Source organism: Halomarina salina, assembly GCF_023074835.1.
GTDB lineage: Archaea > Halobacteriota > Halobacteria > Halobacteriales > Haloarculaceae > Halomarina > Halomarina salina.
The window spans coordinates 74,805-87,620 of record NZ_JALLGW010000001.1; the positions used below are offsets into that span (position 1 = coordinate 74,805).

At 68.1% G+C, this 12,816-nt stretch carries 12 protein-coding genes; 8 read left to right on the forward strand and 4 right to left on the reverse strand.

Translation table 11 applies throughout. The features are described from left to right. The first annotated feature begins 386 nt into the window (after positions 1-386). The 3 genes from gatB (at position 387) to MX571_RS00395 (ending at position 4,223) form a co-directional block, all read left to right on the forward strand. The gene (gatB, locus tag MX571_RS00385) at positions 387-1,868 is read left to right on the forward strand and encodes an Asp-tRNA(Asn)/Glu-tRNA(Gln) amidotransferase subunit GatB (protein WP_247413615.1); all 1,482 of its coding nucleotides are present in this window, start codon (positions 387-389) and stop codon (positions 1,866-1,868) included. 150 nt (positions 1,869-2,018) lie between these two features. Beyond that, positions 2,019-2,627, forward strand: coding sequence for an ArsR/SmtB family transcription factor (locus tag MX571_RS00390; RefSeq protein ID WP_247413616.1), 609 nt, complete (start codon positions 2,019-2,021; stop codon positions 2,625-2,627). A 6-nt stretch (positions 2,628-2,633) separates the two neighbouring features. Then, the gene (locus MX571_RS00395) at positions 2,634-4,223 is read left to right on the forward strand and encodes a S8 family serine peptidase (protein ID WP_247413617.1); all 1,590 of its coding nucleotides are present in this window, start codon (positions 2,634-2,636) and stop codon (positions 4,221-4,223) included. A gap of 130 nt (positions 4,224-4,353) precedes the next feature. On the opposite strand, the gene MX571_RS00400 is transcribed toward MX571_RS00395, so the two are convergent. Beyond that, positions 4,354-4,848 carry a hypothetical protein gene (locus MX571_RS00400; protein ID WP_247413618.1) on the reverse strand — a complete coding sequence of 165 codons (495 nt, stop codon included), beginning with the start codon at positions 4,846-4,848 and terminating at the stop codon, positions 4,354-4,356. 283 nt (positions 4,849-5,131) lie between these two features. Here MX571_RS00400 and MX571_RS00405 point away from each other — a divergent pair, with 283 nt between their 5' ends. Next, on the forward strand, positions 5,132-7,621 hold the full coding sequence (locus MX571_RS00405; RefSeq protein ID WP_247413619.1) for a DNA topoisomerase I: 2,490 nt from the start codon (positions 5,132-5,134) through the stop codon (positions 7,619-7,621). A 43-nt stretch (positions 7,622-7,664) separates the two neighbouring features. On the opposite strand, the gene MX571_RS00410 is transcribed toward MX571_RS00405, so the two are convergent. Continuing rightward, complete coding sequence (locus MX571_RS00410) at positions 7,665-7,997, reverse strand: winged helix-turn-helix transcriptional regulator (RefSeq protein WP_247413620.1); 333 nt, start codon at positions 7,995-7,997, stop codon at positions 7,665-7,667. A gap of 148 nt (positions 7,998-8,145) precedes the next feature. Between MX571_RS00410 and MX571_RS00415 the strand changes: the two genes are divergently transcribed. Beyond that, positions 8,146-8,784, forward strand: coding sequence for an NAD(P)-dependent oxidoreductase (locus MX571_RS00415; RefSeq protein ID WP_247413621.1), 639 nt, complete (start codon positions 8,146-8,148; stop codon positions 8,782-8,784). A 40-nt stretch (positions 8,785-8,824) separates the two neighbouring features. On the opposite strand, the gene MX571_RS00420 is transcribed toward MX571_RS00415, so the two are convergent. Then, the gene (locus MX571_RS00420; protein ID WP_247413622.1) at positions 8,825-9,313 is read right to left on the reverse strand and encodes an ester cyclase; all 489 of its coding nucleotides are present in this window, start codon (positions 9,311-9,313) and stop codon (positions 8,825-8,827) included. Positions 9,314-9,448: 135 nt separating this feature from the next. Here MX571_RS00420 and MX571_RS00425 point away from each other — a divergent pair, with 135 nt between their 5' ends. The 3 genes from MX571_RS00425 (at position 9,449) to aspS (ending at position 12,182) form a co-directional block, all read left to right on the forward strand. Then, positions 9,449-10,165, forward strand: coding sequence for a phosphoglycerol geranylgeranyltransferase (locus tag MX571_RS00425; protein ID WP_247413623.1), 717 nt, complete (start codon positions 9,449-9,451; stop codon positions 10,163-10,165). Positions 10,166-10,304: 139 nt separating this feature from the next. After that, complete coding sequence (locus MX571_RS00430) at positions 10,305-10,838, forward strand: helix-turn-helix domain-containing protein (protein ID WP_247413624.1); 534 nt, start codon at positions 10,305-10,307, stop codon at positions 10,836-10,838. Between the two features lie 39 nt (positions 10,839-10,877). Next, positions 10,878-12,182 (forward strand): aspartate--tRNA(Asn) ligase, encoded by a 1,305-nt coding sequence (aspS, locus tag MX571_RS00435; protein WP_247413625.1) that lies wholly within the window; start codon positions 10,878-10,880, stop codon positions 12,180-12,182. Positions 12,183-12,248: 66 nt separating this feature from the next. Here aspS and MX571_RS00440 read toward each other — a convergent pair whose 3' ends face one another. Then, positions 12,249-12,803, reverse strand: a complete 555-nt coding sequence (locus MX571_RS00440) for a DUF8159 domain-containing protein (protein WP_247413626.1) — start codon at positions 12,801-12,803, stop codon at positions 12,249-12,251. Between the last annotated feature and the right edge of the window lie 13 nt (positions 12,804-12,816).

Consider the following 12,816-nt stretch of genomic DNA (forward strand, 5'->3'; position numbering starts at 1 on the left):
ACGGGCAGCCCTGCCCTTCCCCGAGTCGCGCGGTCCTCACGGAGTTCGGACACGCACTCCCGGCCACCGCAACCGCACCGGCTGGCCGCGCGCTCGTGCGCGGCCGACGGAGTCGGGTAGGCGCGGTGCGGTCGCGGGCCTGGCGGGTGAAGGGCGAGGGCGCTCGGCGACGGCGGACACCCCAAGCACCACAGTGAGGGACCGAAGGGAGCGAACGAGGAGCGCAGGGTGTGGCCCCCAAGTCGAGCGCCCGAGGGCTTCGGAGGTCACGAACTCGCTCCCCGCCGCTGAATCGAAGCAACAACAGCCCGTTCCTCATCCTTCCCATCCCACTCCTGCTAGTCCCGACACGCTTTACCCCACCCACCGAAAACCACCACCAATCAATGACCGCGCAAACGTCCCAGGCGCGGGACCTCGCCGTCGTCATCGGGCTGGAGGTCCACGTCCAACTCGAAACCGCGACCAAACTGTTCTGTGGCTGCTCGACGGACACCGCCGACAGCGAGCCGAACACCCACACCTGCCCGGTCTGTCTCGGACTGCCCGGTGCGCTCCCGGTCGTCAACGAGGCGGCCGTCGAGGCGGCCGTCAAGGTCGGGAAAGCGCTCGACGCCGACATCCCCGAGGAGACCCGCTTCCACCGGAAGAACTACTACTACCCCGACCTGCCGAAGAACTTCCAGATAACGCAGTACGACGACCCCATCTGCCAGCAGGGCCACCTCGACGTCTCCGTCGAAGGCGAGCGTCGCTCCATCGGCATCGAGCGCGCGCACCTGGAGGAAGACCCCGGCAGCCTGCGCCACGAAGGGGGCGCCATCGACCGCGCGGAGTACACGATGGTCGACTACAACCGCGCCGGGATGCCGCTGATGGAGGTCGTCACCGAACCCGACTTCCGCTCGCCCGCGGAGGTCCGCGCGTTCCTCGAGAAGCTCGAGGAGGTGCTGGAATACCTCGGCGTGTTCGACGCGGAACGCGACGGCTCGCTGCGCATCGACGCGAACCTCTCGGTCGTCCCGACCGACGAGGTGGGCGAGGACGGCAGCATCTCGGCGGCGGTGCTCGCCGACGCCAACCGGACCGAGGTGAAGAACATCTCCAGCCACAAGGGTGCCGCGAAGGCGCTCAGCTACGAGGAGACGAGACAGAAGAACGCCGTCAGACGCGGGCGCGCCGTCGAGCAGGAGACGCGCCACTGGGACGAGAGCCGGGGCATCACCGTCTCGATGCGCTCGAAGGAGGAGGAGAAGGACTACCGCTACTTCGCGGAGGCCGACCTCCCGCCGATGCGCGTCTCCGGGTGGAAGGAGGAGATCTCGATTCCAGAACTCCCGGACGCCCGCCGCGAGCGGTTCCAGGCGGAGTACGACCTCTCGGCGGAGGAGGCCTCGAAGCTCACCTCCACGAAGCAGGTCGCGGACTTCTACGAGGACCTCACCGACGAGTTCGACGCGGCGTTCGCCGCCCGCTGGGTGGTCGACCGCCTGCTCGGCGAACTGAACTACCGCGACCGGACGCTCGACAGCGTCGACCGACAGGGGTTCGTCCGCCTGCTCGAACTCGTCGACGACGACGAGATAACGGTCAAGAACGCCGAGGAGGTCGTCCTGCGCGAGATGCTCGACTCGGGGCGCGCGCCCGACGACGTCGTCGAGGCGGAGGGCCTGGGCAAGACCTCGGGAGACGCCGTCGAGGAGGCCGTCGAGGAGGCCATCGCCGACAACCCCGACGCCGTCGAGGACTACCACTCCGGCGAGGACGGCGCGCTCAACTTCCTCGTCGGGCAGGTGATGCAGGCGACGGGCGGGAGCGCCGACCCCGGCTCCGTCAACCAGCTCCTGCAGTCGAAACTCGATGACTGAGGCGGTCGCGAGCGTCGGCGGTCCGTCGAGCGGCGAGCGTACATCTCGATGCGCAGACCAGTCCATCAGCGTCCAGACTAGTCCGCTGAGGGCCACGTCGGACGCGCGAAGAGCCGCAGATATTTGTATGATGAGAGATTATGAGGACCAATGTCAGGGCTGTTGCCTACTAGCACGGATGCCAGCTCTGAGCAAGAGGGGGAGCCTCGCACCTTCTGGCTCGACGGCGAGGACACCGGCGAACTCCTCTCTTCGCTCTCCTCGGACACGGCACGTGCTATCTTGACGTCTCTGCACGAGACGCCCGGAACCGCCTCGGAGGTGGCCGGCCGGGTCGATACCTCGTTGCAGAACGCCCGCCACCACCTCACCAACCTCCAGGAGGCCGGGCTGGTCCGCGTCGCGGACACCCGGTACTCCCAGAAGGGCCGCGAGATGAACGTCTACGCGCCGAGCGAGGAACCGCTGGTCGTGTTCGTCGGAAACGAGAAACGCAAGACCAGCTTCCTCGACTCGCTGAAGGGACTGGTCGCCACCGTCGGCCTCCTCGGTCTGGTGAGCTACGCCGTCCAGCAGCTCGTCGTCACGGACGGCGTCCAGTCGGACGTGTTCCCCCGGATGGCCGACAGCGCCGCCGCGAGCGGTGGCGGACCGCTCGTCGTCCCACCAGGCCTCGTGTTCTTCGCCGGTGGTCTGCTCATCCTCGGCCTCGCACTCGTGTATCGTCGCTGGCAACGTGTGAGCTCCCCGACGGTCTGACGCCGCATGACACGTCGCGTGGTCGTCGTCGCGTTGGTCTGTGCGCTGGTCCTCGCACCGGTCACACACCTGCCGACTCCCAGCGACGACCACGTCGTGCCGAACGACGCTGGCCTCCAGTCGAAACTCCTCGAACAGCGCCAGACGCCCCCGACCGTGCAGGAACAGGCGAGCGTCGTCCTCCGGTTGAAGGGGCTCACCGGCGTTCCCGAGATGGCCGGATTCGACGTGGAACGAACGTACACACGCGAAGGGGACCGCCTCGTCGAGGGGTCGGTATCCTACGCGGACATCGAGCGACTCTCGCGTAACCCCCGAATCACCTCCGTCCGCGTCGCCGGGACCACCATCGAACGCGACACCGTCTCACCCGGCGTGAGCGCCGTCGGCGCGGACCAACTCCACGCGGCGGGCATTACGGGAGAGAACGTCACCGTCGGTATCATCGACAGCGACTTCCGGATGAGCCACCCCGCCATCGCCGGTGTCGACACCGTCTACCGGACGTTCGGCGGCGGCAGCGACGACTGGGAACACGGGACCGCGGTCGCCAGCGTCGTCGCCGACACCGCGCCGGGAGCGGACATGCGCCTGGCCGCCGTCGGCCCGACCACCTCCGACGAGGAGTACCAGAGCGCCGTCGACTGGCTGGTCGAGGGCGGCGCGGACGTCGTCGTCGACTCGGGGAGCTACTACGCCCAGCCGGGCGACGGGAACGGGACGCTCGCACGCGTCGCCGCCAACGCGTCCGAGGAGGTCGTGTTCGTCACGAGCGCGGGGAACCACGCCAACCGGTACTGGGCGGGCAACTACACCGACGGTGCCTGGGTGAACTACGCCGGCGACGACGGCTACGTCGACGGCAACGTCCTCAACGACGGCGAGCCGTTCTCCGGGACCGTCGACGTCTCGGTGCGCTGGGACGGGTGGCCGACGACCGACGAGGACTTCGACATCTACCTGATGCGGGAGTACTCCGGCGGCGACTACGCCGTCGCGAAGGCGACCGGCCACGACGGCCAGCCGTTCGAGCACCTCACGAAGCAGGTCTCGTACGGGCGGTACTACGTCTCGATACGGGCCGCGAACGTCGACGACCCGCATCGCGTCGAACTGTTCGCCAGCCACTCGCTGGCCAACCAGTCGTCGGGCGGCGTGACCGCCCCCGCGAGCGCCCGTGACGTCGTCTCCGTCGGAGCGATTCGCAACGGGACGCTCCAGCCGTTCAGTGCCCGGACGAACGTCGACCTCGTCGCCCCCGACGCCGTCGCGCTCTCGGGCGGAAACGTCGAGGGCGGCACCTCGTTCGCCGCCCCCTACGTCGCCGGCGTCGCGGCGCTCGCCACCGGAGCGAACCCCGACCTGAACGCGAGCGAGGTCCGCGAACTGCTCTACACGAACGCGAGCGACTTCGGCGATGAGGGCGTCGACGACACGTCCGGCTACGGCGTGGTGTCGGCACTCGGCATTCTCGGGGTTGACACCGGCGAATCGTCGGACGAGGCGAACGGCGAGTCGGACGCGACGGACGCGAACAGCGAGGCGATGAGCGACCCGACTGCCCCGACGGCCACCCTGCGACCGGCGCTCGCCTGAGTCGGTGACCGCGGCGAGGGACGAGCGCGAACCGGAGAGTGCGAAGTGGCGTGTGCGAACTGAGGGGAACAACCGACGAGGGGGGACCGCTCAGAACGACGGACGAGTGGGCGGTGGCCCGAACGGCCGGTCAGGCGTCCGGGTCGGCGTCGCCGAGCGTCGACGACCGACCACCGGAGCGTGCGCGAGGGTCGACGCGCAGGAGCACGACCAGCAACAGCAGTGCGAGTGTCTCGGTGACCTTCGCGATGCCTTCGAGCGGGTCCTGGGTCAGGTGTTCGACCGTGCTGTCGAACACGGCGAGCAGGCCGCTCCCGTGACTGTGGCCGAACCCCGGTGCGGCGACGTTGTGGTAGAGGAACCAGCCGAGCAGTTGCGCCAGCATGAACGCGATACCGAGGAGGTAGAGCGTCCGGCGCGAGACGAGGTCGACCCGGAACGCGACGACGCCGGCGACGATTCCGCAGATGGAGAGCGCGATGAGGACGGTCGCGAGTCGCGGCACCTCGCCCGAGGCCCCGACGGCGACGAGGTTGCGCCAGATGGAGTCGAGGTGGACCACGGCGTCGAGCGCCACCAGTTGCAACAGGAGGAGGTGGAGGCCGTGCAGCAGGTCGTCGTCCATACCCGAAGTCGGGGCTCCTCCGATAAGTGGCTGTCAGTTTCGCCTCGGCCGCCGCTCGACACACGACCGAGGACCGGCCGTCACGGACTCACCCGAGCACTCCCCACGACCACGCACCTGCTCCGCACGACCACGCACCTGACACGTCGCGCGCGCGACGCGAGGGCCGCGCCCGTGAGCGCCCGTATCCCGCGTACGCGTGCGCTGTGACGCGGTTTCCCGGCGAAAACGTTACGTAAGGGGTCGGCTTAGCGTTCCCAATGACCGAACGAGGTGGGCCGTCGTGGAACTGATCATCACGGAGAAGGACAACGCCGCCCGCCGCATCGCGGAGATCCTCAGCGAGGGCGGGGCGAGCGTCGAGCGGCGGAACGGCGTCCCCGTCTACCGGTGGGGCGGCAAGCGCTGTATCGGACTGTCGGGACACGTCGTCGGCGTGGACTTCCCGCCGGAGTACAACGACTGGCGGGACGTCCGGCCCGTCGAACTCGTCGACGCACGGGTCGTCAAGACCGAGACCCAGGAGAACATCGTCACCGCACTGCGCTCGCTGGCCCGCGAGGCCGACAGCGCCATCATCGCGACGGACTACGACCGCGAGGGCGAACTCATCGGGAAGGAGGCGTACGACCTCGTCACCGACGAGGGCGACATCCCCATCCAGCGCGTCCGGTTCTCCTCCATCACCGACCGCGAGGTGACGAACGCGTTCGCCAATCCGGAGGACCTCGACTTCGACCTCGCCGCGTCGGGCGAGGCGCGCCAGATAATCGACCTGATGTGGGGCGCGGCGCTGACGCGGTTCCTCTCGCTGTCGGCGAAACAGCTCGGCAACGACTTCATCTCCGTGGGTCGGGTCCAGTCGCCGACGCTGAAGCTCATCGTCGACCGCGAACGCGAGATAGAGGCGTTCGACCCCGAGGACTACTGGGAACTGTTCGCCGACCTCGCGAAGACCGACGAGGGCGACGAACCGTTCGAGTCGCAGTACTTCTTCTACGACGAGGACGACAACGAGCAGGAGCGCGTCTGGAACGAGGCCGACGCCGACGCGGCGTTCGAGCAGCTACGGACCGCGAGCGAGGCGCGCGTCGAGTCCGTCAACCGCCGGACCCGGACCGACGACCCGCCCGCGCCGTTCAACACGACGCAGTACATCCGCGCCGCCGGCTCCATCGGCTACTCCGCCCAGCGCGCGATGTCCATCGCCGAGGACCTCTACACGGCGGGGTACATCACCTACCCGCGGACGGACAACACCGTCTACCCCGACGACCTCGACGAGCGCGACCTGCTCGAGCGGTTCGCCGAACACGCCCGCTTCGGAGACGACGCCCAGTCGCTGCTCGAACGCGACGACATCGAACCGACCAGCGGCGACAAGGAGACCACCGACCACCCGCCCATCCACCCGACCGGCGAGTTCCCGACCGACATCTCCGACGACGAGTGGGACGTCTACGACCTCGTCGTCCGGCGCTTTTTCGCGACGTGTGCGGAACCCGCGAAGTGGGCGCACCTCAAGGTCGTCGCGGACGCGTCCGGCTGTCTCCTCAAGGCCAACGGCAAGCGACTCGTCGAGGAGGGGTACCACGCGGTCTACCCGTACCACTCCACGACCGAGAACTACGTCCCCGCCGTCGAGGAGGGCGAGACGCTCGCCGTCACCGACCCGCGACAGGAGGACAAGCAGACCCAGCCACCGCGCAGGCGCGGCCAGTCGCGCATCATCGAGACGATGGAGCAGATGGGCATCGGGACGAAGGCGACCCGCCACGGCACGCTCCAGAAGCTGTACGACCGCGGGTACATCGAGAACGACCCGCCGCGACCGACGCGACTGGCGATGGGCGTCGTCGAAGCCGCCGAGCGGTTCGCGGACCTCATCGTCAGCGAGGAGATGACCGCCCAGCTGGAGCAGGACATGACCGCCATCGCCGACGGCGAGGCGACGCTCGACGAGGTGACCGACGAGTCCCGCGAGATACTGAAGCGGGTGTTCGAGGACCTCCACGTCTCCCGCGACGAGGTGGGCGACCACCTCCGGGAGGCGCTGAAGGCCGACAAACTGCTCGGGCCGTGTCCGGACTGCGGCGAGGACCTGCTCGTCCGCCGGTCGCGCTACGGGTCGTACTTCGTCGGCTGCGACGGCTACCCCGACTGCGAGTACACCCTGCCGCTGCCGAGCAGCGGCGAACCGATGGTGCTCGACGAGGTGTGTGAGGACCACGGGCTGAACGAGGTGAAGATGCTCGCCGGCCGGGACACCTACACCCACGGCTGCCCGCTCTGTCGCGCCGAGGAGGCCGACGACGCCGAGGACCGGGTCATCGGCGCGTGTCCGGACTGTGGTGACGACGAGGGTGGAGAGCTGGCTATCAAGACGCTCCGCTCCGGGTCCAGACTCGTCGGCTGTACGCGATACCCCGACTGCGAGTACTCGCTGCCGCTCCCCCGAAAGGGCGACATCGAGGTGACCGACGAGTTCTGCGACGACCACGACCTGCCGGAACTCGTCGTCCACAACGACGGCGACGACCCGTGGGAGCTGGGCTGTCCCATCTGCAACTTCGCGGAGTACCAGGAGCGGACGGCGATGCGGAACATCGACGACCTGGACGGCGTCGGCGCGAAGACCGCCGAGAAACTCGCCGCCGCGGGCATCGAGAGCCTCGACGACCTGCGCTCGGCGGAACCGGACGACGTGGCCTCTGAAGTCCAGGGCGTCAGCGCGGACCGTATCCGCGAGTGGCAGAGTCAGGCGGCGACCTGACGACAGAGGCGACCGACCCGACCACCTCCGACGAGCGGGCCCCTCAGTCGTCGGTCATCCACTTCGCTCCCCACTCGTGAATCTCGTCGAACGCCACCAGTAGCTCCTCGCCTTTCTGCGTCAGCGAGTAGTAGACGGCGACCGGGCTCCCGTCGTCGACGCGGCGGTCGACGTACCCGTTCGATTCGAGGTCGTCGAGCACGCGGGAGAGCGTCTGGGAGTTCGCGCCCGTCGCGCGCTTCAGCTCGTTGAACCGGAGTTCGCCCTCTCGGAGGACGTGGATGACGGTCATCCGCCACCGCGACCCGATCTCTTCGAGCGTCCTGACGACCGGGCAGTCCGCGTACTTCGCTTCGAGTGTCGAAGGTGATGACATCGGTGTGACCTGGTCAGGAGTACGTCGGCTGAGCTATAAGACGGTCACCTTCCTACACCAGGTGTGACGACGTGACCATCTGGTCGCTCCTCGAGCGTCACGAACGAGCGGACGCGAACACAGACTGACACACCCCCAACACACTACGATGCAGGTACTACTACTCGGTGCGAGCGGCCGAATCGGCCGGAGAATCGCGAACGAACTGCTGGACCGCGGACACGGCGTGACTGGCGTCTCCCGGAGCGGGACGGTCGAGGGAGTCGACGACGACGACTTCGTCGCCGTCTCGGGCGACGCGACCGACCCGGACGACGTGGCTCGACTGGCGACGGGCCACGACGCGGTGGCCTCGGCGCTCGGTCCGAGCGAGGACGAGTCGCCGGACGTACTCACGGAGATGCTCGACGGCGTCGTCGAGGGGATGCGACGGGCGGACGTCGACCGACTCGTCTGGACCGGCGGAGCGGGCATCCTGCAGGTCGGCCCCGACACGCGCCTCATCGAGACCGAGGAGTTCCCTGAGGAGTGGAAACCGCTCGCTAGCGCCGCCATCGACGCGTACGGACACCTGGAGGAGGCGACGGACCTGCGGTGGACGTACCTCGCCCCGGCGGCGCTCATCGAGCCGGGGGAACGGACCGGCGACTACCGGACCGCGACCGGCGAACTCGTCGCCGACGAGGACGGGGACAGCTACGTCTCGATGGAGGACTTCGCCGTCGCCTTCGCGGACGAACTGGAGAACGAGAACGGCGTTCACGACGTTCTCGCCGTCGGCTACTGAGCCGGCGGACGAGTTCAGGGAGCGTCCGCCGCCGTCCGTCTCAGACCAGCGTTCCGACCTTCTCGCGGGCGGCGCGCAGGTAGCCCCGGCCGAGCTGGTCGGCGAGGTCGCCCCAGTCGAGGTCGAGCCACGTCTCCGCGACCCGGTCGCCCCGGTAGCGGTGGCGGCCCCAGCCGTCGACGCTGATGCTCGCGCCGCTGGGCGGGAGCGGGCCGACCCACCCCGAGTGCGTCGCCTCGAACGTCCAGTCCGTCTCGACCATCCCGTCGGTCGTGTCGAGGCGGTGAATCTCGAACTCGATGTCCGGGAACGCTCGCAGGAACAGGCCCGCGACCTGCTGGTAGTTCGACCGCGACACCGTTCCGACGACCGGGAAGCCGTGACCACGGTAGTCGGTGTGGTAGAGGTCGGGGACGACACCGGGGTTCTGGTCGTGCCAGACCTCCTCGAAGTCCCGACGGCTGATACGTTCGATATCGGGCCTGAGGTCGGTGTCGCCACGGGTTTCGGCGGGAGACCGAGTGGACATGTCAACCGGTCCACCGGCATGGGATATAGTCGCGGGGACAATACGCATAGCCGGGCTCGGAGTGGGGGCTATACTGATAGCTCAGAGGTGTGTTCGTGTCGAAGGCGTTTTGTCCGGCCGTTTGGTCCTCGGAGTATGCACGCGTGGACCGAGTGGGACCACATCGTCAAGGTGGACCCGGACAAGACGCTCTACGAGGACGAGACGTTCGAGGACGTGGCGAAGACCGGGACGGACGCCATCATGGTCGGCGGGACGCTCGGTATCACCGAAGAGAAGATGGCCGAGTACGTCCGGGGCTGCATCGAGGGGACGCAGGCGGCCGACGTACCCGTGTTCATCGAACCGAGCAGTGCGGGCGTCGTGGTCCACCCGGACGGTCTCGGGGGCTATCTGGTCCCCATCGTGTTCAACGCGGGCGACATCGCCTGGATGACCGGCGCGCACAAGGAGTGGGTCCGGATGGACCCGAACATCGACTGGGACTGCACCCACACCGAGGCGTACATCGTCCTCAACGAGGACGCGTCGGTCGCGGAGTACACCCAGGCCGACTGCGACCTCGGTCCCGACGACGTGGCCGCCTACGCGGAGGTCGCCGAGCAGATGTTCGGGCAGGACATCGTCTACGTCGAGTACTCGGGGACGCTCGGCGACCCCGACCTCGTGGCGGCCGCACACGACGCCCTCGACGACGCGACCCTGTTCTACGGCGGGGGTGTCCACGGCTACGACTCCGCCCACCAGATGGGTCAGCACTCGGACGTGGTCGTCGTCGGCGACCTGGTCCACGACGAGGGCTGTGCGGCCGTCAGGGACACTGTCGAGGGTGTCAGGGCAGTAGACAACTAACCCCATATTATATACTCCTTGCGCACGCAGGGCTGATATGTCACTCATCGCCGCGCATCGCGTCCGGTCGCCCGGACTCGCGATGACCGACACACTTGCGGCGACTGACGTGAGTGTGTCACTCGAACGGACGAGACGGATGGCATCGGACCGGTCTCGACTGCACTTCTGGGCGAACGGGTCGGACCTCGACGGGTTCGAACGGGACCTCCGGGGCGACGACAGCGTCTTCGGCGTCGTGCAACTCGACGACGACGGGAGCGAGGACCGACTGTACAGCGCGCAGGTGGACGCCACCGCGACGGTCACGGCGGCGGGCGAGGAGTTCGACGCGACGTGGCTCACCGTCCAGTACGCCGACGACTGGTGGCACACCGAGTCGCGGTTCCCCGACATGGACACGCTCGACCAGTACCGGACCTGGCTCACCGACCGCGACGCATCGGTCCAGGTCGACAACGTCTACGTCGAGGAGATGGAGAACGAGGGGCCGGACCTCACGCGACGACAGCGCGAGACGGTCATCCTCGCCTACGAGAAGGGCTTCTTCGAGGTGCCCCGGAACGCGACGCTCACCGACCTCGCCGAGGAGTTCGACGTGAGCGAGCAGGCCATCAGCCAGCGACTCCGGCGCGCGTACTCCCGACTGGTCGCCGGGAACTACGGCGAGTAAATCCGACCCACTTTAGCCGTTCGACCGACACGCTGGCGTATGGACGACCGAACGTACACAGCGGACGCCGAACCCGGCGACGAGGTCACCGTCGCGGGCTGGGCACACGAGATCCGCGACCTCGGCGGCATCGCTTTCCTCATCGTACGCGACAAGACCGGCAAGATACAGGTCAAGTTCGCGAAAGACGAGATGGACGAGGATCTCGTCGAGACGGGCACGAACGTCACGCGCGAGTCCGTCGTGCAGGTGACCGGCACCGTCGAGGAGGAGCCACGCGCCCCCACGGGCGTCGAGGTCGTCCCCGAGACCGTCGAGGTCGTCGCACCCGCCGACCCCGAACTCCCCCTCGACCCCTCGGGCAAGGTCGACGCCGAACTCCCGACCCGCCTCGACAACCGGACGCTCGACCTCCGGCGCGACGAACCGAAGGCCATCTTCGAGATTCGCGCGACGGTCCTCGCGGCCGTCCGCGACTACTTCCGCGGGGAGAACGCGACGGAGATCAATACGCCGAAGATCGTCGCCACGGGCACCGAGGGCGGGACGGAGCTGTTCCCCATCACCTACTTCGGCCAGGAGGCGTTCATGAACCAGTCGCCACAGCTGTTCAAACAGCTGATGGTCGGCTCCGGCCTCGAACGCGTCTTCGAGATCGGCCCCATCTTCCGCGCCGAGGAGCACAACACGCCCCGGCACCTCAACGAGGCGACCTCCATCGACTTCGAGAGCGCGTTCACCGACCACCACGGCGCGATGGACGTCTGCGAGGGCGCGCTGAAGGCGGCCTACGAGGCCGTCGCCGAGGAGTGCGCCGACGAACTGGAGACGCTCGGCCTGGCCGACGAGTTCGAGGTCCCCGAGGAGGCGTTCCCGCGGCTCTCCTACGAGGAGGCCATCGAGCGCGTCAACGCGACGGGCGAACTGGACGAACAGCTCGTCTGGGGCGACGACCTCTCGACGGAGGCCGAGAAGGCCCTCGGCGCGGACGTCGGCGGCCACTACTTCATCACCGACTGGCCCAGCGAGGTCAAGCCGTTCTACATCAAGGACCACGACGACGACGAGTCCCTCTCGACGGGCTTCGACATGATGCACCCGAACATGGAGCTCGTCTCGGGCGGCCAGCGTGAACACCGCTACGAGCAGCTCGTCGAAGGGTTCGAACAGCAGGGCCTCGACCCCGAGTCGTTCGAGTACTACACGAAGATGTTCCGCTACGGCATGCCGCCCCACGCCGGGTTCGGCCTCGGCGGCGAGCGCCTCATCATGACGATGCTCGGACTGGACAACATCCGGGAGGCGGTGCTGTTCCCGAGGGACCGCCAGCGGCTGAGTCCGTAAGGGCGAAGCCCCCGGTCCCTCAGGAACGACGAGCGACCATCGGGAGCGAGTCAGTTCCCGCGAGACTCACTTCTCCGTCTTCGTCTTCACGGTGCCGAGCACCTTCTCGCCGTACTCCTTCGCCGTCGTCTCGTCGGCCAGGTACTCCTCCGCCCACTCGACCGCGACTGCGTACTCGCCCATCGTCGATTCCTCGTGTTCGAGCGTCACGGAGAGCGGTCCCGGTTCGTCGACCGCCTCGACGTAGGTCGCGTACGTCCCGGCGACGACGCCGAGCGAGCGCGCGACGCCCTCGTCGGCGAACGAGTCGACCGCCTGGGTCAGCGAGACGAACGTCTCGTACTCGGACCCGTCGACCACGTCGACCCCGCGTTCGTCGAGGGCCGCCGCGAACGAGTCGAAACCGTCGACCGAGTCGGGAGCCGACTCGACGCCCGACTCGGCGATGGACTTCACCTCCGGAACCGGCAGCGACGGGACGAGGCGACTGGTCGGCGTCTGGCGCTGTATCTTCGGCGGGGTCTTCGTGGCGGTATCGCTCCCGCTCTCGACCGGCCGGGCACAGCCAGCCGCGAGCGGTGTCGCGGCGGCGACGCTGACGACGAAGTGACGACGGCGCACACCCCGGTGGAAG

Excerpts from the sequence above, each read along its gene's own strand:
- MX571_RS00390 (WP_247413616.1), top strand. The coding sequence starts at position 2,019 with ATGTCAGGGCTGTTGCCTACTAGCACGGATGCCAGCTCTGAGCAAGAG.
- MX571_RS00395 (WP_247413617.1), top strand. The coding sequence starts at position 2,634 with ATGACACGTCGCGTGGTCGTCGTCGCGTTGGTCTGTGCGCTGGTCCTC.
- MX571_RS00425 (WP_247413623.1), top strand. The coding sequence starts at position 9,449 with ATGCACGCGTGGACCGAGTGGGACCACATCGTCAAGGTGGACCCGGAC.
- MX571_RS00415 (WP_247413621.1), top strand. The coding sequence starts at position 8,146 with ATGCAGGTACTACTACTCGGTGCGAGCGGCCGAATCGGCCGGAGAATC.
- MX571_RS00410 (WP_247413620.1), bottom strand. The coding sequence starts at position 7,997 with ATGTCATCACCTTCGACACTCGAAGCGAAGTACGCGGACTGCCCGGTC.
- MX571_RS00400 (WP_247413618.1), bottom strand. The coding sequence starts at position 4,848 with ATGGACGACGACCTGCTGCACGGCCTCCACCTCCTCCTGTTGCAACTG.
- gatB (WP_247413615.1), top strand. The coding sequence starts at position 387 with ATGACCGCGCAAACGTCCCAGGCGCGGGACCTCGCCGTCGTCATCGGG.
- MX571_RS00420 (WP_247413622.1), bottom strand. The coding sequence starts at position 9,313 with ATGTCCACTCGGTCTCCCGCCGAAACCCGTGGCGACACCGACCTCAGG.
- MX571_RS00430 (WP_247413624.1), top strand. The coding sequence starts at position 10,305 with ATGGCATCGGACCGGTCTCGACTGCACTTCTGGGCGAACGGGTCGGAC.
- aspS (WP_247413625.1), top strand. The coding sequence starts at position 10,878 with ATGGACGACCGAACGTACACAGCGGACGCCGAACCCGGCGACGAGGTC.